Source organism: Streptomyces sp. NPDC044033 (genome assembly GCF_056434425.1).
The window spans coordinates 40,122-63,215 of the sequence record NZ_JBWKFF010000011.1 but is presented as its reverse complement, the minus strand read 5'-3'; the positions used below and the strand labels follow the sequence as shown (position 1 = coordinate 63,215).

Here is a 23,094-nt window from a genome sequence, read left to right as displayed (position 1 = left end):
CGCATCCGGGATGACATTTGTCATTCGGGGCCGGTGACGGGGCATCACTACCAGCGGCGCCGGCGGGACGGGAACGTGGTGGCCATGGGAACGACACAGGCGGTGATGACAGCCGAGGGGCTGCGGTACCGGTACGGGGAGGCGGTCGCACTGGACGACGTGGACCTTCGGGTCGACCCGGGGGAGTGCGTCGCGCTGCTCGGGCCGAACGGGGCCGGGAAGTCGACACTGGTGACGATCGCGGTCGGGCTGCGCACGCCGCAGCACGGGACCGTACGGGTCCTGGGCGGTGATCCGCGCCGCGCCGCGACCCGCCGGCGGCTGGGCGTGGCGCAGCAGACGCTCGGCTTTCCGAACACGCTGACGGTGCAGGAGCTGGTGACCGGCGCCGCCGTCCGGGGCGGGCTGCGGGCGGCGGCGGCCGGGCCGGTCCTGGCGGAACTCGGGCTGAGCGAGTTGGCGCGCAGGCGGGTGTCCAAACTCTCCGGCGGCCAGAAGCAGCGCGTGCAGCTGGCGATGGCGCTGGTCACCGAGCCCGCGCTACTGGTGCTGGACGAGCCGACGGCCGGCCTGGACACGTCGGCCCGGCGGCACTTCTGGCAGATCCTGGCGCACCGCCGGGAGCAGGGCGCCGCGGTGCTGGTGACCACGCACCTGATCGAGGAGTCGGCCGCGGTCGCGGACCGCGTCGTGGTGCTCGACCACGGCCGGGTACTGGCGGACGCGCCGCCGGAGGAGCTGGTGTCGCGGCTGCCGGACCGCACGGTGACCGTCCGGACCGGCCTCGGCCGCGATGAACTCCAGCGGCTGCCGGGCGTACTGTCGGTCACGCCCGAGCACGACCTGGTGAACATCCAGACGCGCTCGCCCGAGGACCTGCTGCGCGTGCTGCTCGACCGGGACCCGGACCTGTCGGAACTGCGGGTGCGGGACGCGGGCCTGGAGGAAGCCGTGTTCGCGCTGACCGACGGTGCGGAGGCGGCGGCGTGAACGTACTGACGGCACGGATCTTCGGGGTCGAGCTGCGGGACGAACTGCGGGCGATCGTGCGGGAGCCGACATCGCTGTTCTTCAGCATCCTCATGCCGGTCGGGTTCTTCGTCCTGTTCAACCTGTTGTACGGACACGGCACCACGCAGGGGCTCTCGGCCGGTACGGCGATGGTGGCCACGTTCGGCACCTACGGGGTGATCACCGTGGCCGCGTTGCAACCGGGGATCGGGGTCGCGCAGGACCGGGACCTGGGCTGGCTGCGCATGAAGCGGGTGTCCGCGGTGCCGGTCGGGATCAGCCTCGCCGCGAAGGCCGCGGCCGCGCTGCTCTACGGGGTGGGCGTGCTGGCGCTGATGGGGGTGGCGGCCGCGGCGTTCGGCACGCTGCACGCCGCGCCCTGGGCGCTGCTGCGGGTGGCGGCGGTACTGCTGCTGGGCACCGTCCCGTTCACGCTGTTCAGCGTGGCGGTCGGGCTGCGGTTCCGCACGGGCGCGACGATCGCGCTGCTCAACGCGGTGCTGTTCCCGCTGGCGGTGCTGTCCGGGCTGTGGATCCCGATTCGGTTCCTGCCCTCGGCGGTGCGGCACATCGCGGAGTTCCTGCCCACCTACCACCTCGCGCAGCTCGGGCTCTCGCAACTGGGCGAGGGCACCGTCGTGATCCATGTGCTCGCCCTGGTCGTCACCACCGCGGTGGCGGGCGGAGTGGCCACCATGTCCTATCGTCATGCGCGGATATGAGTACCGTCGATGCTTCCGAACCCGGGTCCCTGGCCGCGCGGCTGCGGACCTGGGAGTGGGTCTACCTGGGCTATGTGCTGTTCGTGCTGGCGCAGCCGTACTTCTCACCGGACTGGGCGTGGTGGGACTGGCCGCTGGCGATCGCGGTGTGCGTGGCCACGGCCGTGCTGTACGCGACGGCGCTGCTGCGCGGCCCGTCCGCGCGGCACATCTGGTCGTCGATCGTGCCGCTGGCCGCGATCGGCGCGCTGGCCACGCCGTTCAACACCAACGCGAGCGTGCTGTTCATCTACGCGGCGGCCGTCGCCGGCAAGACGCTGGCATGGCGCGACGCGCGGCTGTGGTTCGCGGGCCTGACCGTGCTGAACAGCGTCACGGCGCTGGTGTCCCAGGTGCCGATGCCCTACCGGCTGTGGGGCTTCGGCTCGGCGCTCGTGCTGATCTGGGTGATCGGGCTGCTCGAACTCAAGCAGCGCGACCGGCGGCAGGAACGGGAGAACGAGCGGCTGCGCACCTCGCAGGTCGAACTGCTCGCCGCCATCGGGGAACGCGAACGGATCGCGCGTGACCTGCACGACCTGCTCGGGCATTCGCTGACCGCGGTGGTGATGCGCGCCCAGCTGACCAAGGAGCTGGTGCTGGCCGACCCGCGGCGGGCGCGCGCCGAGGCCGAGGAGATCGAACGCAACGCGCGGGAGGCGCTGGCAGCGGTGCGCAGCACGGTCACCGGCTGGCGGCAGACCAACATCCGGGCGGAGCTGGAGGCGGCGCGGCGGGCGCTGGCCGGGACCGAGGTGACCTTGCGGGTGGACTACGACGAGAAGATGATCCTGGTCGCGACGGCCGAGCACGAACTGGGGCTGGCGTTGCGGGAGGCGGTGACCAACGTGGCCCGGCACGCACGGGCCTCCACCTGCCGGATCGGACTGGACGCGGACGGGGAACGGGTGCGGCTGGTGATCGCGGACGACGGGATCGGGAGTACGGCTCCGGAGGGCACCGGGCTGACCGGGCTCCGGGAGCGGATCGCGAAGCTCGGCGGCGCGGTGCAGCGCACCGGCTCGGCCGGCACGACGGTGACCATCACGGTGCCGGTCGAGGCGGCCCGGTGATCCGGGTGGTGCTGGCCGAGGACCAGGGCATGGTGCTGGGCGCGTTCGCGTCCCTGCTGGACCTGCAACCGGACATCACGGTGGTGGCGACCGCGACCAATGGCGACGACGCGCTGGCCGCGGTGCGCGAGCACCGTCCGGACGTCCTGGTGACGGACATCGAGATGCCCGGCCGCACCGGTCTCGACCTGGCCGCGGAGCTGAACGGCCTGGGCGACCCCGCCCGGGTGCTGATCGTGACCACGTTCGCGCGCAGCGGCTATCTGCGGCGCGCGGTCGACGCCGGGGTGGCCGGGTACGTGCTCAAGGACGCGCCGATCGGTGAGCTGGCGGCGGCCCTGCGCCGGGTCCACGCGGGGGAGCGGGTGGTCGCGCCGGAACTGGCGGTGGCGGCCTGGGACGCGGCCGATCCGCTGACCGACCGGGAGCGTGAACTGCTGCGAGCGGTCGCGGAAGGGGCGGGAAACGCCGAGATCGCCGCGCGGCTCTTCCTGGCCGAGGGCACCGTACGCAACTACCTGTCCAGCGCCATGACCAAGCTGGGAGCGCGCAACCGGACGGAGGCGGCCAGGACGGCGCTGGCGCGCGGCTGGCTGTGAGTCGCGGCCGGCTGTGAGCCAGGCGGTCCTACGGCGCCGCCGGGGCGATAGCGGCCGGTCGTGAGGCGACCGGGAGCCGATCGGGCAGCGCGAACAACAGGTCGTGCAGGGGCCGGCCGGTGCCGTGCCAGATGGACAGCGCGTACACGCTGATCGGGTAGCGGACCCAGCGCGGCGGCGCCCACACCGTGCCGCGCACGGTGCCTCCCTGACCGCTCGCGTCGAGACTCGACGGCACGTCGCCGTCCGCGACGAGCAGGTCCCAGCCCTGCCGGGGCATGGCGAACTCCGCCTCGCGCAGGTCCCCGCGCAGGCTCGCGCGCAGGATCGTGGTGGCCGCGATGTCGAGCGTCAGCGCGCCGTCGACCAGCACGCGGTCGACCTCGTGTCCGGAGTCGGCCAGCCGGCCGCACAGCCGGTCGACCGCGGCGGTGAGCAGCTCCGCCGTGCCGCGTTCGGTGGAGACGGCGCGGCACAGCAGCGCCTGGAAGTGCACTTCCTCGGGCACGACGATTTGGTCGCCGATGACCGTCTTGAGCAGTTCCATGTCCAGGGCGGCCGGTTCCTGATGGGTGACGGCGACGTTGCGGGCGACGGCTCGCAGGAACGGGTCGGCGCAGTCTTCGAGCAGGAACTCCCAGACCCGCTGGCACAGTTCGACCAGCCGGACGCCTGTCGTCGCATGGATGACGCGCAGCGCACAGCGCAGCAGGATCTTCTGAAACAGCGTCATGCCCACCCGGAACTCCATGCCGCGCGCCCATTCCTCGGCGGTCATGGTCTCGTGCGCGACGACGACGTCGGCGATGAGTTCGGGGTTGGTGACGTCGCCGGGCATCCAGCGCGTCGTCAGCTGGTGCTTGTCCTGGAAGGACTCCCGCGAGTACTCGGTGTTGTTGAGCAGCAGCAGCGGATAGATCACCGGGGAGCCGCCCGCGGTCAGCACCTCCTCGACCCCCTTGAGGTACGAGTCGTACGTCTCGCCGGGCAGGCCCCAGATCAGGTCGGTGTAGGTGGGAACGCCGAGTTCGCGGAACCGGGACAGCAGTCGGCGGTAGTGGTCGGTACGGATGTTGGCGCGGTTGGCGATCTTCAGCACGTCGGCGTCGAAGGACTGCGCGGACAGCGTGATCGCGCCGGTCAGGTCGGCGGCGTGCAGCATGCTCGCGATCTCGACGATGCGCTCGTTGCCGTTCTTCGCCCAGTTCGTGCTGATGATCAGCCGCTTGTCGTAGCGCCGGCTGAGTTCCACGATGTGCTCCGCGATCTGCCGGTCGCGGGCGAGGATGCCGAAGTTCGCGTCCGCGATGAACAGTGTCGCGTCCGTGGGCATCAGCCGGATCAGGCGGCCCAGTTCGGCGAAGATCCGGTCGAGCTCGAACTGGCGCACCTTGGAGTTGGTCGCGCCGCCCCAGTAGCAGAACGCGCACTTGTACGGGCAGCCCCGGTTGGTCTCGTAGACGATCATGGACGAGCCGGTGATCTCCTCGTCGGAGTAGACCGGGGTGAGGATCGGCGAGACGATCTGGTCGAGATCGGTGATGCGGTCCGCGTCCGGGTTGGTGACGACCGCGCCGTCGGACCAGTGGCTGATGCCGGGGATCGTGGTGAGGTCCCCGTCGGCGAGGAAGCGGTGCATCAGCTCGCGGAACCGGAGTTCACCCTCGCCGTGCACCAGCACATCCACCCAGGGGGCCTCGGCGAACAGCGGCTCCTGCTGGTAGCTGACGTCATTGCCGCCGATGACGACCCGGCACTTTGGCCAGCGCCGCTTCACCTGGCGGGCCAGTTCCAGCGACTGGGCGCGGTTCCAGAAGAACACGGTCAGAGCGACGACGAACGGTTCGTCCCAGGAGTCGAGCAGCTCCGCCATCGCCCGGTCCCCGCCGCTCTGTTCGCGCACGCAGATCCGGAACTCGCAGGCGTCGTCGAGGACAGGGTCGGCGACCGATGTCGCCTTGAGATAGCCGAGGGTGATGCTGTATCGGACACCGTGCATCGCGGTGAACTCTACGAGTTGTACGGACTTCTTCCGGGCGGGCGCCGGCGCCGACTGCTCGCCGGCATGGGCGACGTGGAGCGTATCCATCGTGGAGGTCATGGCTGAACATCCGTCGAGCGAGTTTGCGGAGGCGGTGCGGGAGATTCCCGCATCGATACTCGGGGATGCACACGCTTGCAGTGCCGAGCGTAGGTGTCAATAACACGCGCTTTGTAGTGTAGGTATCTTTGAGGATACCGAGGCAAACCTTAAAGAACTTTCAGGTTCGGATAGTTGAGCTGACGGTTATTGACGGCCTAGCAGGCCAGATGTAGCGTCATCCGCGAATCGGCGGCGCCGGCAGGCCCCGAACCGTAGGGGACGCAAACCGGATGTCTATCCGGTGAATGCCCGGCTGCTAAGGAGTGGTATCGGTGCGCTTCGGTCTTTCCTTTCTTCCTGACTGCACGCCGGAGACGAAATCTCCACAGACCTACTTCGGCGACGCACTGGAACTGTCGGTCCAGGCCGAGCTGGGCGGTCTGGACACAGTCAAGATGACCGAGCACTACCTCCATTACTACGGCGGCTACTGCCCGAGCCCCTTTGGATTCCTGTCCGCCGTGGCCGCACGGACGAGTTCGGTCAGGTTGATGACCGGCTGCGTGCTGCCGGTCTTCCACCACCCGATCCAATTGGCCGCGGAAGCGGCGCAAGTGGACGCGATCAGCGGCGGCAGACTCGACGTGGGATTCGCGCGGGCATATCTGCCCGACGAGTTCGACGCGCTGGGCCTGGAGATGGACGAGAGCACCGACCGATTCCGCGAGACCATTCGCGCGGTACTGCGGATATGGACCGAGGAGAAAGTCAGCGAGCAGACGCCGTTCTTCTCCTACCGCGATGTGACCGGCCTGCCCCGGCCCACCCAGCGGCCGCACCCGCCGGTGTGGGGCGCGGCGGTGCGCACGCCGGAGAGCTTCACCTGGCTGGGCACCGAAGGGCTGGGGCTGCTGATCACCCCGATGATCTCGCCGCACGAGTTCCGCGGTCACCTGGGGCTCTACCGCGACGCGTTCCGGGCCACGCACGGCGCCTCCGGGCCCCGCCCCCGGGTCGCGGCCAGCCTGCCGCTGGTGATCGCGGACACCGACGAGCGCGCGGAGCGGATCGCCGAGACCTACCTGCGCCGCTATCTGGACGTATGGGCGGAGGCCGTGAACCCGTGGGACCGCAGGGAATCCTCGGCCTACCGCGGCTACTCCGGATTCGGCTGGATGCTGCGCGGCCTCCAGCCCGCCAAACTGTTCACCGAAGGTGGTGTGATCGCCGGATCACCGACCACGGTCATCGACCGAATCCGCGCGTTCAACGACCGCATCGGCGGCGTCGACGAAATCCTGTGGCAGGTCGATTTCGGCGCGATGCCGCTCCCCGAGGCTCGGCAGACCTTGGAACTCTTCTGCGACAAGGTGCTGCCCGAGGTGAAAGAACTCTGAAAAGGAAGGGAGGTGTACGACATGGAGGGATTCGACGACCTGGTGCTGGATGACAGCGCCTTCGAGTTGGTGGACCTGGGCGAGGTGGTGCCCGAGTCGGTGACGGCCGGTTACGGCCTGACCGAGCTGTCCGCTTCGGGCGGAGCGAGCAGCTGTTGCTGCTGCTGCCCGTGCTGTTCCTGCACCTGATCCGGGTGCTGATGTTCCGGGCACATGTGCTCTAGCCGGTGCGCGCCGTGAACGGGGACCGGGTGGCTCTCGGTCCTCCTCCTGACCAGACATCGAGAATGCGTGAGAAGCGGTGTTCATGGAAGCCAATGCCGAGCGAATACGGCCGCGACTGCGTGGCGACGTCTACGTCATGCGCGTGCCCGAAGGCGCTTACATCCGCAGCAACCTGGGCGGGTCGATACTCAAGGGCGCGTCGACCTATGAGTGGATCCAGCGGATCGCCCCGATGCTCGACGGCACCAGGACCCTCGGCGAACTGTGCGCGGGCGTACCGGAGTCCAGCCGCTCCGGGCTGGCCAAGCTGACGATGCTGCTGCTCGGCAAGGGATACGTCAAGAACGTGCTGGACGACCGTCCGCACACGCTGCCGGCCGACGTGGCCAAGACCTACGCGGCCAACATCGCCTTCGTCGAGTACTTCGTCGAGTCGCCGGAACTGCGCTTCGAGGACTACCGCGACAGCACCCTCGTGCTGGCCGGGTCCGGCCCGTTGCTGCAAGCCCTGGCCAACTCGCAACTGCGCTCCGGCGTCCGCGCCCTGTCGCTCGCGCCGTTCGCCGAGTCGCCGTTCGACCGCGACCGCGTCGCCGAGCACCTCGCCGCGGCCCGGGCGCAGGACCCGGAGCAGCGGATCGACTACCTGGACGCCGACGGCGGCCTCGACCGGATCGCGGCCGGCGCCACCATGGTGCTGCACGTCGCGGACCGCCCCATGATCGAACGCGCCCGGCGGCTGCCCCACAGCGCGGTCGCCGCGGGCGCCGCGTGCGCGCAGGTGGTCGTGGCGGGCGACGAGGCGTGGATCGGCCCGGTGACCGGCAAGGACGGTGACGCCACGGCCTGGGAGTCGGCCTGGCGCCGGCTGCGCGCACTCGCGCCGGACCTCGCCGGCGCGGATCTGCGCGACCACCCGGACGCCGCGGTGAGTGAGTTCCTGCGCGGCCCCACGGTCGCCCTGGTCGCCAACCAGCTGTGTTTCACGGCGTTCCGGCACCTCACCGGCATCGACCCGAGCGCCGAGGCCGATCACCTGGTCCGGTTCGACCTGGAGACGCTGGAGACCGCCAAGCACCCCTTCCTGCCGCACCCGCTCGCGCTGCCCGCCGTTCCCGACGACCCGGCACGGCTGACCGCGCTGCCGGCCGCGGCGCCCGTCGACGACGAGGAGCTGGCCCGGCGCGCGGTGGACTGCGTCGACCCGCGGACCGGCGTGTTCGCCGAGATCACCGAGCGCGACTACGAGCAACTGCCGCTGTTCGTCAGCGAGGTCGTGGTCTCCGACCCGGTCGGCCTGGCCGGCGGCCCGTTCCCCGTCCACGGCTGCGGCGAGAACGTGGTCGAGTCGCGCAGGCGGGCCGTCCGGCACGCGTTCGAGCGGTACGCGGCGGTCATGCCCGACCCCCGCAAGGGCGACCGGCTCTACGGCGTGGACGTACTGACCGGTGAACCGGTCGCGGTCGACGCCGCGCAGGTCTTCCCCGCGCGGACCGCGGCCTCCGCACCGGCCGAGACCCCCGGACCGACCGCGGCCTCCGGCAGCGACTGGCCCGAAGCCGTGCGCGCCGCGGTGGTCGCGGCAGCGAATGACAGCGTTGTCACGGCGGTCGCGAACGCCGCCGAGCCCTTCCCCCGGCTGGACCTGGCCGACATGGAACTGACCCCGCGCGCCGCGCGCTACGCGAAGCTGCTGAACATCGTCGGCCGGCCCGTCGAGGTCCACGACCTGTCCGCCCTGCTCGGGCTGCCCACGTTCGCGTTCACCACCCCGGACGCCACCGTCGCCTACGTGAGCGACCTGGACGTCGGCGCCGCGCTGGAGAAGGGGCTGGAGCGGACGCTGCTCGCCTACCAGTCCCGAGCCGCGGACCAGCCCGGATACGCGCCGCCGCCCGTACCCGACCTGCCCGTGGGCCTGCGCGGGGAGACCGGAGCGCGGCCGGAGTCCGTGACCCTCGAAGAGGCCGTGGCGAGCCTGACCCGCGAGGGCGGCCGCATGGTCGCGGTACCGCTCGACCACGATCCGCTCGTCGCCCGGATGTGTCCGTTCGTGGCAAGAGCCGTGGTCGTCCATGGCTGACCAGCCCCAGGTGCTGCTCGAACCGCGTCAGGTGATCGTCGGGCCGTGGCCGCCGGGCTGCCCGGAGTGCCTGCGCACCCGGCGCGCCGCCTCGGCGTCCGCCGAACGCACCGCCGAGATGGCCGCCGAGGTACGGAGCCAAGAGCTGCCGACCTTCCTCGCGGACACCGTCGCCGAGTTGGCCTCCGCCCGGCCCGAGGAGCGGCGGTTCTGGATCGTGGACACGGCCACGCTGGCCCTGTCCCGGCACGGCTTCCTGCCCGACCCGCGCTGCCCGGAGTGCTCGGCCATGCCCGCCGACACCGAGCGGGGCGCGCGGATCACCCGGGTGGCGCGGCCCAAGCTCTCACCCGAGTCGAGCCGCGTCCGCCTGCTGGACCAGGGCCAACTCGACGCGGCTTACGTCGACGCGCAGAGCGGCCTGATCCCTTCGGTCACCTCCTACACCCAGCACGCGTTTCCGTTCACCGAAGCCGTCATGGCCGTGCCCGGCGTCTTGGTGGAGGCGGCCGGCTACGGCCGCACCCGGGATTTCACCTCCGCGAGGGCCGTAGCGGTGGCGGAGTCGCTGGAACGGCTCGGCGCGTACGCGACGAGCAAGCGTACGAGCACCAGGGCCGGTTACGCGGAGGTGGCCGATGACGCGATCGACCCCCGCTCGCTCGGCCTGTACCCCGGCGACCGGTTCCGCACCCCGGGTTTCCCCTACCGGGAGTTCACCGAGGACGCGGTGACCGACTGGGTGTGGGGCTGGTCGTTCGGCCAGGACCGGCCCGTTCTCGTACCGGAGGACTTCGTCTACTACCGGCTGCCGAAATCCGGCGGCGGCGAGCCCGCGTTCGCGTGCGAGATCTCCAGCGGCTGCGCCCTCGGCGGCTGCTATGAGGAGGCCGTGCTGCACGGCGTCCTCGAAGTCGCCGAGCGCGACGCGTTCCTGATGGCCTGGTACGGGCGGACCCCGCTGCCCGAGATCGACCTGGCCTCCGTGCCCGATCGCCGGGTTCCGCTCGTGGCCGAGCGCATCGGGCGGCAGGGCTACCGGGTGCGCGTCTTCGACACCACGCGGGAACACGGGATTCCGTCGTTCTGGACGTTCGCCGAGGACATCACCGGGACCGAACGGCCGCAGGCCGTCTCGACCGGCGGCAGCGGGCTGCGCCCGGCCGAGGCGATGCTGGCCGCGCTGCACGAACTCAGCCAGACCGTCGAGTACGTGGGCGTCCTCGCGCTCGATCCGCGCTGGCGTGACCGCGCCCAGCACCTGGCCGACCATCCGGACGACGTCCGCTCGATGGCCGATCACCTGCTCTGCGCCGCCAACCCGGCCACCTTCGACCGGTATTCCTTCCTGCTCGACGACCCGGCGGCATCGACCTGGCAGCAGGGGCTCGAACGCTGGCACTGGCCCGGCAACGCCGACATCGGCGCGGACCTCGACGAGGCCGTGCGGCGCTTCGCCGCCGCCGGCATGGACGTCGTCGCAGTAGACACCACCTCCACGGAACAGGCCTCGGGAGGCTTCACATGCGTCAAGGTGATGGCACCGGGGGCGGTGCCGATGACCTTCGGACACACGGCCCGGCGGGTGACCGGACTGCCCCGGCTGCCCCGGGTGCGCAACCCGCACCCGCATCCGTTTCCATGACCGAGCCCGTTCCCATGACCGAGCCCGTTCCCACGACCGAGCACGAGGGCGGCCCCGGCCGGGAGTTCTGGCGGGTCACGCTGGAAGACCTCGCCGAGGCGATGGAAGCCCGGCAGTCGGAGTACGGCAACCCGGACGAGCCGCTGAAGTTCAAGCTCTACCGGGGCCTGCCCCGCCGCCCCCTGACCACCAGGGTGCCCGGGGAGCTGACCGAGACCGAGACGTTCGACGAGGCGGCGCTGTCGACGCTGCTGCGCTACGGCTACGGCATCTCCCGGCAGGAGTTCGACACCAACGGGACCTGGCCCTACCACCGGATGGTCGCGTCCGCGCGCTGCCTGTTCGGCATCCAGCTGTACGTGTGCCTCGCCGACGGCGTCTACCACTACGACGCGCCGCACCACGCGCTGGTGCGGCTGCGGGACGGCGACCACCGCGGGCTGGCGGCCAGGGCGACCGGCACCGCGGGCGCGGTGCCGGAGGCCGTGTTCGTACTCTCCGCGCTGTTCAACAAGGTCGCGTACATCTACCGGGAGTACGCCTACCGCCTGTGCACACAGGAGGCCGGTCTGCTCGCCGGCAACCTCGACCTGGTCGCACGGGCCATGGGGCTACGGGCGCACGTGCACCACCAGTTCGTCGACGAGCCGGTCGACAAGCTGCTCGGGCTCGACGGCGACGAGGAGTCGGCCCTGCTGGTCCTGCCGCTCCACGCCGCCGGTGCGGACGTCCGGCGACAACCGGCCGCGGAGACGGCCGCGGCGCTGACCGCGGCCCTCGACCCGATCGAGCCGCCCGTCGTGCGCAGCGGGCTGGAGGTCGCGCGGGCCTGCCCGACGATGACCGAGGTCAACCGCGCGTCCCGGCGCACGGACACCGCGGCCTTCACCACCGCCCTGCCGGTCACGCCCGGCGGGTCCGGAGCCGAACCGCTGCCCCTGCCCGAGGCCGAACTACCGGAGAGGGACCTGGCGGCCGTGCTGCGGTCCCGTGACTCCGGCCCCGGGATCTTCCGGCCGGTCGCGTCGCGGGTCGACGGAGTCGAACTGTGGTCGCGGCTCGCCCGTATCCGCACCGGGGTCACCAGCGACACCGTCCCGGCCGGAGCGCCCGCGCCGTTGGAGGTCTTCCTGACCGTCGGCGACCTCACCGGCATCCCGAAGGGCGCCTACCGGCTCGACCCGGACACCGGCGCGCTGCACCCGGTCGCCCCCGCGGACCCCGGCGTCGACGCCATCACCGCGATCGAGCGCGTCACCATCCCCGGACCGGTCTTCCGGGACCTGAACGCCGTCGTCCACCTCGTCGGCGACCACGACTGGGCGTTCGGCACCTTCGGCGACCGCGGCTACCGCGTACTGAACCAGGAAGCCGGGCTGCTCGCGCACCGCGTGTGCGTCGCGGCCGCGACGCAGGGCATGTCCGGCCGGATCGTCAACGCCTACCACGCCGAGGGGGTCCGCGCGGCCCTCGGACTCACCGGGCGACGCCACACCCCCGTCTTCCAGATCCTGCTGGCCAGGACCGGTCCGGGCGGACGAGTGATCGTACCTGTCGAGCCCGAGGCGGTGGACTGATGGACAGGCTGAGCGAAGCCCGCTCCGGCGCGGCGCACTACACGCTGGGCCCGGCCGCCGTGGTGCGCCTCGCCGGAAGCCCGGTCGCCGTGCTGGAGGGGTTGCGCTGCGCGCGGAGCTGGCGCACCGCCCAGGAACTGGTACGGCTGCGCGCCGAGATCGCCGACGCGACAGGCGAGCTGTCGGACCTGCTGCACGCGGCGATCGGCGCCGCAGGCGACGGGGAGCGGAAGGCGAGGCTCGTCGCGGTGCGCAGGGCCGTACACCGCGGCCGCCGTATCGATCCCGCGCGCCTGGCCGACCTGCCCGCCGACCTGGTCGCCCCGGTGCGGGAGTGGCTGGGGCGGCTCGCCGAACGCGACAGCCTGCTGGCGGCGCTGGACGAGCGGTTCGAAGAAGACCAGGCCGCGAGCTATGAGTCGCTGCGCACCGCGGCCGGGCTGCCCGCGTTCCAACTGGGTCTCGTGCACGCCAACCCGGACATGTTCCTGGCCCTGCGCAAGTGGATCGACACCGGACGCGCGCCGCAGCGCCAGAACGTGCTGCGACTGGCGCAGTACCTCGCCCGTTCCGCGGCGAAGACCAGCCCGTACTCCACGTTCACCAGCAGCGGCCTGGCCACCTGGAGCCGGTCCGACGACATCGTCGAGCTGTCCGGGCAGCTGGCCGAGGGGCGGTTCGCCGCGGCGACCGCCACCGAGATCAGCATCGGATCGCTGCACCGGATCGCGCGGGCCGTCCACGAACGCCCGGAGATCGCCGGCGGCTGCCGCATCCGCATCAACCCCAGCGCCACGGTCACCGACGGCGTGCTGGTGTTCCTGGGCCGCCGCCCGGTCGAGCACGTGCACAGCCTCGCACTCACCCCGACCCTGCGCCGGGTGATGGAACTGATCACCCACGAGAGCACGTTGGGGGGTCTGCGGGACAGGCTGCTGGACCGGGCGGCCGACGGGCGCCAGGTCGACGTGTTCCTCCGCCGCCTGGTGACGCTGGGCGTGCTGGAGCTCGTGCCGCCGCTCGCCGACCAGACCCCCGACCCGGTGGCCGATCTGCGCGCCTGGCTGCACCGGCTCGGGCAGCCCGGCCTGGCACGGCTGGACCGGACGCTGCACGGGGTGCACGAGGCGCTGTCGAGCTACCCGACGATCACCGCGCCCGGCGACCGGGTCCCCGTGCGCGACGCCGTGATCCGCGGTCTGGACACGGCGCTGCGCGAGGTGGGCGACCACGCCCACCTGGACAGCCCGAAGCTGGCCCAGGAGTTCTCCCGGTACAGCTTCTACGAGAACGCGGTGTATCCCGGTACGACGGCCGTGCTGGACCCGGGGAGCTGGCAGCCGCTGCTGGACGACCTCGACGCGGTACGCACGCTGCTCGGCCTGATCGGGCCCGACCTGCCGTTCAAGCTCACGCTCAGCTCGCTGTTCCACAGCCGGTACCCCGTCGGCGCGCGGGTCCCGCTGGTGGTGTTCTACCGGGACGTACTGGCCGAGCGGTCCGACGCCACCTCGGACCCGGCCGCGCGCGAGTCACCCCGGGCGCACAGCCGGTACGCCGGCGAGGACAGTCCGGTCGAGGCCGTACGGGAGCTGTACCGCCTGCGCGCCGCCGGCAAGCGGCTGCTGGGCGGGCGGACGCCCGACCGGGACGGCGTGGTCCGCGTCGACCCCGAGGACATACGCGCGCTGGCCGGCGAATGGCCCGACTGGGTGCGCACACCCACGTCCGTCGCCGTCTACTGCCAGCTCGCCGACGCCGCGCGCGGCCCGCAACTGGTCGTCAACAACATCAGCTGCGGCTTCGGCCGCGGCCGCAACCGGGTCCGGCAGATCCTCGACGGGCTCGACCTGCACGTCGGCGTACCGGCCGAACCGGGACTGGCCGCGGGCCGCGGCGACGTGCTCTTCGCCGAGTTCGAGGCCGTGGCCCGGTCCGCGGTCAACGTCAGGAAGCCGGGCGTCCGGCTGGTCGTCGACTATCCCGGTGTGCGCAGCGTGCGCGAACGCGACGACCTGCTGCCGGTCAACGACCTGTACGTGCGGCGCGGCGCGGACGGGCTGCTCGCGCTGGTGTCGGGGCGGCTCGGCAAGCAGATCTGCCCGGTGCACCCGGGCCTCGGCGACCGGCTGCTGCCGCCCGCCGCGCGGTTCATGGTCGAGGCGTTCGGCGAGTCCAACACCTGGTTCGGCGCGCACACCGAGCTGCGGATGACCTCGGACCCGCGCGCGGACAGCGGCGTGCGCCACCTGCCCCGGCTGATGGTGGGCCAGGTGGTGCTGCGGCGCGCGATGTGGCTGACCCGCGCGGACCGGCTGCCCCGGCGCGCGGACGCCGCGACCGACGCGGCCTGGCTGCTGAGGATCGCCGGCTGGCTGGCCGAACACGGCATCCCCGAGCGGTGCTTCGTCACCGTCCTCGACCCGGCGACCCTGATCCAGAACGGCCGGGGCGAGCACGGCCAGGGGCCGAACAACGGCGTCAAACCGAACTACGTGGACTTCGCGAGCATGCTGCTGCTGCTCGGACTGGAGCGCCGGCTCGCCGAGCCGAACGCGATCGTGCAGATCAGCGAGATGGTGCCGGACCCCGGCCAGGTCCGCGGCGAGCGCGTCGCCGAGTACATCGTGGAACTCAACGAGCCTGGAGTCAGATATGTCTGAGCGCCGCTGGGTCAGCGCCCACCTCTTCCACCACGGCGATCAGGATGCCGTGATCGTCGGAGTCGTCAAGCCCGCGGTCGACCGGCTGCGCGGGGCCGGGCTCTCGGACGGCTTCTTCTTCCTCCGCTACTGGGAGGGCGGCCCGCACGTCCGGCTGCGGGTGCGCGCACGGGCGGAGCACGCCCAGGAGGTCCGTACGGCCATCGAGGAGACGGCCGCGGAGTTCTACCGGACGTCACCGTCCCGGTCCTCGATGACCGGACAGGACTACGCCGAGTCCGCGCCCGCCCTCGCCGCGGTGGAACGCATGGCCGACTACGACCCGGTGCTGCACCCGGACAACTCGGTCGCGTTCATCGACTACGCGCCTGAGACCGGGGTGTTCGGCACGGGCCGTGCGCTGGAGGCGGTCGAGAAGCAGCTCATGGCGGCCAGCGCGGTGGCCCTCGAACTGATCGCCCGCGGCCGCACGCCGGGGCAGCGCGCCATGGACGCCTTCGCCATGCTGTCCGGCAACCGCACGCTGTTCACCGGCATCCTGCCCGAACTCGCCTATCAGACCCGGTTCATGGTCGAGAGCGAGGGCACGTCCGTGAAGCTGCTGGGATCGACGGAGTTCGAGCGGCACTTCGACGCGAACAAGGCCCAACTCCGCGCCGGCCTGGAGGCCGTGTGGGCGTCGACGCGGGGCGTGGCGCTGCCGGACGCGTCCGTGGCGAGCAGATGGCTGGCGACCGTGCGGGATCTCAACGACACCTTGGTCGAACTGGAGCTGCTGGGCCGGCTGGACGCCTACCCCGCCTTCGACGCCCCGGCCGACGTGCTGGAGCACATCAACCACCTGGTACCGCAGCTGATCGTGGAGCGGTGCGCGCACCTCATGTGCAACCGGCTCGGCATCAGCCTGGCCCAGGAGACCCACCTGCGGCTGCTGCTGACCAGGACCGCGTTCGACCTGTGCGCGGTGTGACCCGTGAGCGATGAGGCGACGCGCTACCAGCAGGACGTGCACACGCCGACCGAGGTGGCCAACCCGGAGGCGTACCCGCCTCGGCTGGTCAAGAGCTACCCCGGCGCACCGCGGCACGCGCTGCCCTGGCCGCCGGAGAAGTCCGGGCACCGGCTCGGGGCGCTGCTCGCCGACCTCGGCGGCATCACCCGCTCGCAGTGGCTGACCCCGCTGGACATGCTGCCCTTCACCGACAGCTTCGAGGCCATCCCGGACTCCGACCCGTTGCAGTGGCTGGTGACCCGGCGTCCGACGCCGTCCGGGGGCGCCCGGTACAGCGCCGAGTGGTACGTGCTCGCCGGCCCCGACTCGGGGGTGCCCACCGGCGTCCACTACTACGACCCGGCCCGGCACGACCTGGTGCGGCTGCGCGCGGGCGACTACCGGAGCTGGGCCGCCTCCCGGCCGGCGGCGACGGTCCTCGTGCAGACCAACGTGTTCTGGCGGCTGGCCGCCAAATACGGCGAGATGTACTACCGCCTCGCCTGTCTGGAGACCGGAATCCAGGTCGCGCAGGCGCTGGTGGTCGCGGACGGCCAGGAAGCCACGGCCCGGCTGTGCTTCCCCGACGCCGACATCACCGAGCTGCTGGGGCTCGACCCCGGAGAAGAGGGGGTGCACGCGGTGATCGAGCTGGTGCCGCCGGTGCCCTCCGCGTTCGGCGGCCCGTCGCTGGCCGCCTTCCCGCGCGCGGCCGGCGCCCACGCGGCCGTACTCGCGCAGAGCCGCCCCGGCCCGGAACCGCTGCCGCCCGCGCCCGCGGGAGAGGGCAAGCGGATCAGCCTGCCGCACGCGGTACCGGACCTGCGGGCCGGTACCCGGACCCGGCACGCGGCCATGCGCGGCTTCAGCGGCGAGAAGATGTCGATCGGCGCGCTGGCCGCGATCCTCACCGCCTACGGCCGGCAGGCGCGCTGGGACCTGCCGGCGAACCTGATCGAGTTCTACTGCGTCATCGCCGACGTGACCGGAGTCCCGGCCGGGGCCTACCGCTACCACCCCGGCGAACACCGGCTGGAGCTGGTGAGCGAGGACGACCCCCGGCAGCGGCTGCGCGAAGCGGCGCTGGCCGCGCTCACCCAGCAGGGCGCGCGCACCGGGAACCTGTGGCTGCTGCCCGTGGGAGACGCCGAAGCGGCCGAGGAACGGTTCGGCGCCCGCTGGTACCGCGTGCAGCAGGCGGCCGCCGGAGCCGCGCTGCACCGCGCCTGCCTCGCCGCCGCGGCGATCGACGTGGCCAGCCGGATCCAGAACGACGTGCTCACGCATCTGCTCGACGCCTGGTTCGGCCTGGAGGGGCGCAAGCGGAGCCTGCTGATGGCCCAACTGGGCACGGAGCACCCAGCCGGGTCGCGCCCCGAGTTCCGGCTGACCTGGTGAGGGAGAACCGCACGTGAGCGACACCGTACTCGGTGACGGCCTGCTGGCCGACGCCATCGCCCGGCGCCCGCCGTCGATGCTGGTGGTGGCGCGCGACGGCTGGGACACCGGCGACTGGGCCGCGGCGCACGACCGGGGCGGGCCCTGGCTGCCGGTGTGGACCGAACTCGACCGGGTCGTGATCGGCCCGGTCGTCCGGCCCGGCGAGCCCGGCTGCGTCCGGTGCGTGCAGACCTGGCGCTCCAGCGCGCCCCGCCGCGACCAGTGGACCGACGAGCTGCGCGAGGACGACCGGATCGTGACGCGGCCGTCGAGCTGGCTGACGGTCTCCGCCGCCGACACCGTGCGCGAACTGGTGCACTCGGGCGCCGCCGGGGACCGCTGCTGGTACCTCGGCCTGCGGGACCTGTCCCTGACCCGGCACACGTTCCTCCCGGACCCGCTCTGCCCGGACTGCGGCGCGCTGCCCGACGACACGGCCGTACGGGCCGAGATCACACCCCGGTCGCGGCCCAAGCCCCGGGCGCGCGCCACCAGGGTCCGCGAACTCTCCGAACCCCGGCTGACCGGCCTCTACGTGGACGCCGAGACCGGTGTGGTCGCCCCGCCCACCGGCCTGCGCGACGCGCTGTTCCCGCTGGCCGAAGCGGTCCTGACCGAGTACGGCTACCGCGGCGAGGCCGGGTTCGGGCGCACCCGCGACTTCGCCTCCTGCCGGGCCACCGCCATCGCCGAGGCGCTGGAACGGCTCGGCGGCCAATGGCCCTGGGGCAAGCGGACCACCGTGCGCGGCAGCTACGCCGAACTCGCCGAGCACGCCCTCGATCCCCGCTCGCTCGGCCTGTTCCCCCCGGACCGCTATCTGGAGCCGGACTGCCCCTACCAGCCGTTCACCGAGGACGCCGTGGTGGCCTGGGTGTGGGGGTACTCGTTCCGCGAGGCCCGGCCCGTGCTCGTACCGGAGAACCACGCGTACTACCGGACGGCGCTGCGGCCCGGCGCGGACCGGCCGGACAAGCCGTTCACCTTCGAGATCTCCAACGGATGCGCGCTCGGCGGCTGCCTTGAGGAGGCGATCCTGCACGGCATCCTGGAGGTCGTCGAGCGCGACGCGTTCCTGATGACCTGGTACGCCCGGCTGCCCGTTCCGGAGGCGGACCTCGCCCGGGCGCCCGACCCGCGTATCGGGCTCGTCGCCGAGCGCATCGAGCGCACCGGATACCGGGTACGGGCCTTCGACATGACCCTGGCCGAGGGGATTCCCGCGTTCTGGGTACTGGCGCAGGACACCACCGGCGACGACAGGCGGCCGAAGGCCATCTGCACCAGCGGATCGGCGCTGGACCCGGTCGCCGCCGTGCTCACCGCGCTGGGCGAACTGGCGCCCATCGTCGAACAGGAGCTGCGCAGATACCCCGCCGAGGCCGAGCGCGCCCGGCGGATGGCCGCCGACCCCGACCTGGTGCGCGTCATGACCGACCACGCGCTGTGCGGCGCGACGCCGGAGGCGTTCGACCGCTTCTCCTTCCTCCTCTCCGGCGACCGCGTGACCGGCTGGGACCGGCTCGGCCGCGGCCCCTGGCCGCTCCACACCGACCTGCGGGACGACCTGGCCGAGGCCACGGGCCGGATGCTGGCCGGCGGCATGGACGTCGTGGTCGTCGACCAGACGTCGCCGCTGCACGAGGCCGCCGACCTGACTTGCGTGAAGGTGATCGCGCCCGGCGCCCTGCCCATGACCTTCGGCCACCGCAACCGGCGGATCACCGGGCTGCCCCGGCTGCGGGAGGTGCCCCACCGGCTCGGGTACGCGCCGCGCCCGCTGACGGACGCCGACATCAGCCCCTACCCCCACCCCTTCCCGTGATCAGCCACGCCACCACGTTCGGGGTGCGCGTCGCGGGCCTGCCCGCGACCGTGCTCGACCGGCTCGCCGACCAGCGGCTGCGGCACGCGCTGATGACGACGGCGCGCACGGCGGCCGAGCTGGCGGCCGGCGCGGCGGCGCTGTCCGACCGCTGCCACGGTCTGATCGGGGCGCTGCCCGACCCGGCCGCCAAACCGAAGCTGGTCGCGCTGCGGCGGACCGTGCACCGGCTGCGCGACCCGGCGCGGCTGCTCGCCGACCCGCTGGTCACCGCCGCCCTCGGAGGTGAACTCGCCGATGAGATAGCCGAGTTCGGGCACGCCGTCGATCGGTACCGGGCCGACCGCGCCCAGTTGCCGACCGTACTGGCCGAGGCGGAGCGGTCCGTACACGCCGGTCTGCGAGAGATCAGCACCGACCTCCGCTTCGACCAGGGCCTCGCGCATGCCAGCCCCACCCTGCGCGAAGCCCTCCGGCGCGAGCCCGGGCGCAAGGAGCTGACCCGGCTGGCCGTCTACGCCGCGCGGACCGCCGCCAAGACCAGCCCGTTCACCACCTTCACCGCCGCCGGCCTCGGCCGGTACGTACCGGAGGGGCCGGCGCTGCGCTGGACCGCGAACGCGCGGGCGCGGTCGGCCGTCGAACTCGACCTGTCGGCCCTGGCTCCGCTGGCCGCCACGCTGACCGAGGTGACGGTCCGGGTCAACCCGAGCGCGCGGCTCGTGGCAGACACCGTCCGGTTCCTCGGCCCGGCACCGGCCGAGGAACTCCTCAGCCTGCCGCTGACCCCGCCGCTGCGGCACTGCCTGCGTGCCGCCGCCGGCCGGCCGACGCTCGCCGAGCTGACGGCGAGCCTCCCCGCGCCGCCACAGAAGGCGGCCGGGTATCTGCACTCGCTCATCGCGGCCGGCCTGCTCCTGACCCGGCCCGACATCGACGAGCACGGAGTCGACCCGCTCGGACGGCTGGCGGACCGGGCCCCCGTACTGGACCCGCTCCGGAAGGCGCTGCGCAGGTACGAGAGCGCGGACGGAACGGACCGGATCGCGCTCGGCCCGATCCTGCGCGAGCGGCTCCTGGAGCTCGGCATCACCGGCAGACTGCGGGACGTCGTGACCGAGCGGTCGGTCATCCCCGGCGTCGTGGTCGAAGCGGGGCTGCCGGCCTGGCAGGGCATCCTGGACGAGCTGGCCACCGCCTGCCGGCTGCTCGCCGTCTTCGACCACACGCTGCCCTTCAAGCTGGCGATCGCCGCGTTCGTACGGGAACGCTTCGGCACGGGAGCGCCGGTGCCGTTCGACCGGTTCTACGCCGCGCTGGTGCGCGACGGACACGAGGTCATGCGGCTGCACCCCGCCGCGGTCGCCTTCGACATGACCGGGCTGACGGCGACCCTCGCGGCCAGTCCGGTCGCGGAGGTACGCCACCTGGCCGGCCTGATCGCCGACGTCCGGCACGCGATGCCGGACCGGCAGCGGATCGAGCGGGTGCTCGCCGCGTCACCGGCCTGGGTGCGCCCGGCCGGCTCGGTCGCCGTGTACGCCCAGTACGGCGCCGGCGAGTTGGTCGTCAACGCGGTGAACTCCGGGTTCGGCCGGGGCCGGTCCCACGTACGCCGGCTGCTGCGCCATGTCGCGGATGATCCGCTCCCGGTCGACACGGTGCACCCGGACGCACCGACGTACGCGGAGTTCGACCAGACCCTGGCCACCTCGCTCAACCAACGCGAGATCACCCTGCCGGACCGGCTCGACTACCCACCGCCCGCCGGGCTGACGGTCGGCGTGGGCGACGACGGGCTCCCGGCCCTGTTCCACAACGGATCGGCGGTCCGCCCCGTCCACGGCGGTCTGTCCTACGAGCGGCAGTTCCCACCGGCCATGGCCCTGCTGATTGAGGCGTTCGGCGAGAACCCCATCCTGCTGCGGCCCGACCAGCCGCTGCGGCACGACGCGAGCGCCGGGAACGGGCAGGGGCGCGTGCTGCACGCGCCACGGCTCGGCATCGGGCGTGTGGTACTCCGGCGAGCCACCTGGGTGGCCCAGGAGGGGACGCTGCCGCGCCGCGGCGCCGGGCAGCCCGACGCGGACTTCCTGCTCGCGGTGGTGACCTGGCTGGCCGAGCACGGAATCCCGCCCCGGTTCTTCGTGTCCGTGCTGCGGATGGGCGCCGTCGCGGCGGGTTCGGCCGCGGGCAATCGCGCCCGCAAGCCGCTGTACGTCGACATCGGCTCACCGCCGCTCATGCTGGCCTTCGAGCGGCTGGCCAGGGACCCGGCCTGCGCGGCGGTGTTCTGCGAGGTCGCGCCGGAGCCCGGGACGGCGATCGTCGACCACCAGGGCCTGCCGAGAGTGACGGAGTACGTGATCGAGCTGAACTGCCAGGACGTGCAGGGCAGTCGAGACGGTCGAGGCGAACAAGACGGTCTTGATGCTCAAGGCGGTCAAGGCGGTCGAGACCGTCAAGAAGGAGATGGGAAATGACGGAGTCCCTGTGGCGCAGCGTGAACGTCTTCCACCACGACAGCGACCGGACCGATCTGCTGCTCGACGCGGTGCGCCCCTTCATCAGGGAAGTGACCCCGTCGGTGAACCGGGTGTACTTCCAGCCGCACTGGCGGCGCGGGCCGCACGTCCGCGTCCCGATCCAGGCGAGCCCCGAGACCTTCGACGACGTCGTCGCCCCGGCCGTCGCCGGCATACTCCAGGAGTACCTGCGGACGCACCCGTCCACCGTGGCGCTGGACGAGCGGGCAACGCGCGCCGAGCACGCCCGTCTCGCCCGACACGAGCGTGACAGCGGGCCGTTGACGCCCTGGGCGGCCAACAACACGGTCGAGATCGCGCCCTACGACCGGCGCCTGCGTGTGCTCGGCGGGCAGGCGGCGGCGGACCTGCTCGCCGACTACTACGTCGACACCAACGACATCGTCTTCGACATCCGCGACTGGGCCCGCGGCGGCGGCTCGAAGATGGCCCTCGCGGTCGACATGTTCATCGCGGCGGCGCACCGGTTCCTCCCGCCGGTGACCTACGGCTACCTGTCCTTCCGCGGCCACGCCGACGCGTACCTGGCGAAGATGCCCGAGGCCCTGCGCGGGCGGTTCGACCGGGTCTACGACGCCAACGCGGAGCATTTCCGGCGGCGGGTCGGCGAGATCGCCGCGGCCTCCGACTACCACGACGTCCTGCCGTTCGCCGCCCTCCTCGACATCCTGCTCCGCTACCGCGACCGGGCCAACGGGCTGATAAAGGCAGGTGAGTTGGCGCTCAACGCGGACGAGAACGGCGCCCCGGAAGCGTGGGGTTCGACCTGGAGCGCCTGGTCCGACCGCAGCGCGTTCCATCAGGTGCTCGGCGGCCACCGGGCAGCGGCCGACCAGCTCGGCGGCTGGAACACCTTCCAGCAGTACCGGATCGTGCTCAACTGGCTGTACCTCAATATGTACCGGCTCGGCATCGGCGAACTGGAACGCAACCTGATCTGCCACGTGGTCTCCCGGGCCGTCGAGGACGTGCACGGAGTGACCGCGATGGACCGCATCCAGGATCTGATCGGTTTCGTCGACGGCGGCGGCCGCCTGTAGCCGCGCCCGGCGCGTACAGTCCCGGCCGCGCCACCGCACCCTTCGGGCTGCGGCAACTCGCCGCATGCGGAGGGGATTTACCCCCCCCTTCGAGGTGATGCGACCGGCACCCACCCGGCCCCCGCACGCCCTTCG

At 72.2% G+C, this 23,094-nt stretch carries 16 protein-coding genes; 15 read left to right on the top strand and 1 reads right to left on the bottom strand.

What is annotated here, in order from left to right; genetic code table 11:
- Positions 1–84: 84 nt before the first annotated feature.
- Genes AC07AB_RS20450 through AC07AB_RS20435 form a run of 4 tightly spaced genes read left to right on the top strand, consistent with a single transcriptional unit; the run spans position 85 to position 3,444 of the window.
- The gene (locus AC07AB_RS20450; RefSeq protein WP_478568746.1) at positions 85–990 is read left to right on the top strand and encodes an ABC transporter ATP-binding protein; all 906 of its coding nucleotides are present in this window, start codon (positions 85–87) and stop codon (positions 988–990) included.
- Complete coding sequence (locus AC07AB_RS20445) at positions 987–1,733, top strand: ABC transporter permease (RefSeq protein ID WP_478568743.1); 747 nt, start codon at positions 987–989, stop codon at positions 1,731–1,733. The genes AC07AB_RS20450 and AC07AB_RS20445 overlap by 4 nt, the downstream gene beginning before the upstream one ends.
- On the top strand, positions 1,730–2,845 hold the full coding sequence (locus tag AC07AB_RS20440; RefSeq protein ID WP_478568740.1) for a sensor histidine kinase: 1,116 nt from the start codon (positions 1,730–1,732) through the stop codon (positions 2,843–2,845). The genes AC07AB_RS20445 and AC07AB_RS20440 overlap by 4 nt, the downstream gene beginning before the upstream one ends.
- Positions 2,842–3,444, top strand: a complete 603-nt coding sequence (locus AC07AB_RS20435) for a response regulator (RefSeq protein ID WP_478568737.1) — start codon at positions 2,842–2,844, stop codon at positions 3,442–3,444. The genes AC07AB_RS20440 and AC07AB_RS20435 overlap by 4 nt, the downstream gene beginning before the upstream one ends.
- A gap of 28 nt (positions 3,445–3,472) precedes the next feature.
- Here the strand turns inward: AC07AB_RS20435 and AC07AB_RS20430 are convergent, their stop codons facing one another.
- Positions 3,473–5,545: a radical SAM protein gene (locus AC07AB_RS20430; RefSeq protein WP_478568734.1), complete on the bottom strand. Its 2,073-nt coding sequence runs from the start codon at positions 5,543–5,545 to the stop codon at positions 3,473–3,475.
- 314 nt (positions 5,546–5,859) lie between these two features.
- Between AC07AB_RS20430 and AC07AB_RS20425 the strand changes: the two genes are divergently transcribed.
- From AC07AB_RS20425 to AC07AB_RS20375, 11 genes are all read left to right on the top strand, one after another.
- Positions 5,860–6,924, top strand: a complete 1,065-nt coding sequence (locus tag AC07AB_RS20425; protein ID WP_478568731.1) for an LLM class flavin-dependent oxidoreductase — start codon at positions 5,860–5,862, stop codon at positions 6,922–6,924.
- 21 nt (positions 6,925–6,945) lie between these two features.
- Positions 6,946–7,113, top strand: coding sequence for a thiomuracin/GE37468 family thiazolyl RiPP peptide (locus tag AC07AB_RS20420; RefSeq protein WP_106980492.1), 168 nt, complete (start codon positions 6,946–6,948; stop codon positions 7,111–7,113).
- 118 nt (positions 7,114–7,231) lie between these two features.
- Positions 7,232–9,232: a hypothetical protein gene (locus tag AC07AB_RS20415; RefSeq protein WP_478568728.1), complete on the top strand. Its 2,001-nt coding sequence runs from the start codon at positions 7,232–7,234 to the stop codon at positions 9,230–9,232.
- Positions 9,225–10,877, top strand: a complete 1,653-nt coding sequence (locus AC07AB_RS20410) for a TOMM precursor leader peptide-binding protein (RefSeq protein ID WP_478568725.1) — start codon at positions 9,225–9,227, stop codon at positions 10,875–10,877. Before AC07AB_RS20415 ends, AC07AB_RS20410 begins: the two co-directional genes overlap by 8 nt.
- A 14-nt stretch (positions 10,878–10,891) precedes the next feature.
- On the top strand, positions 10,892–12,454 hold the full coding sequence (locus AC07AB_RS20405) for a SagB family peptide dehydrogenase (protein WP_478568722.1): 1,563 nt from the start codon (positions 10,892–10,894) through the stop codon (positions 12,452–12,454).
- Complete coding sequence (locus AC07AB_RS20400; protein WP_478568719.1) at positions 12,454–15,117, top strand: lantibiotic dehydratase; 2,664 nt, start codon at positions 12,454–12,456, stop codon at positions 15,115–15,117. The genes AC07AB_RS20405 and AC07AB_RS20400 overlap by 1 nt, the downstream gene beginning before the upstream one ends.
- On the top strand, positions 15,110–16,087 hold the full coding sequence (locus tag AC07AB_RS20395) for a lantibiotic dehydratase C-terminal domain-containing protein (protein WP_478568716.1): 978 nt from the start codon (positions 15,110–15,112) through the stop codon (positions 16,085–16,087). Before AC07AB_RS20400 ends, AC07AB_RS20395 begins: the two co-directional genes overlap by 8 nt.
- A 3-nt stretch (positions 16,088–16,090) precedes the next feature.
- A complete protein-coding gene (locus tag AC07AB_RS20390) occupies positions 16,091–17,506 on the top strand; it encodes a nitroreductase family protein (RefSeq protein ID WP_478568713.1) in 1,416 nt (471 codons plus the stop codon).
- Positions 17,507–17,519: 13 nt separating this feature from the next.
- Positions 17,520–19,373 (top strand): TOMM precursor leader peptide-binding protein, encoded by a 1,854-nt coding sequence (locus AC07AB_RS20385; protein ID WP_478568710.1) that lies wholly within the window; start codon positions 17,520–17,522, stop codon positions 19,371–19,373.
- Complete coding sequence (locus tag AC07AB_RS20380; protein WP_478568707.1) at positions 19,370–21,856, top strand: lantibiotic dehydratase; 2,487 nt, start codon at positions 19,370–19,372, stop codon at positions 21,854–21,856. The genes AC07AB_RS20385 and AC07AB_RS20380 overlap by 4 nt, the downstream gene beginning before the upstream one ends.
- A complete protein-coding gene (locus AC07AB_RS20375; protein WP_478568704.1) occupies positions 21,853–22,959 on the top strand; it encodes a thiopeptide maturation pyridine synthase in 1,107 nt (368 codons plus the stop codon). Before AC07AB_RS20380 ends, AC07AB_RS20375 begins: the two co-directional genes overlap by 4 nt.
- Positions 22,960–23,094 lie beyond the last annotated feature (135 nt).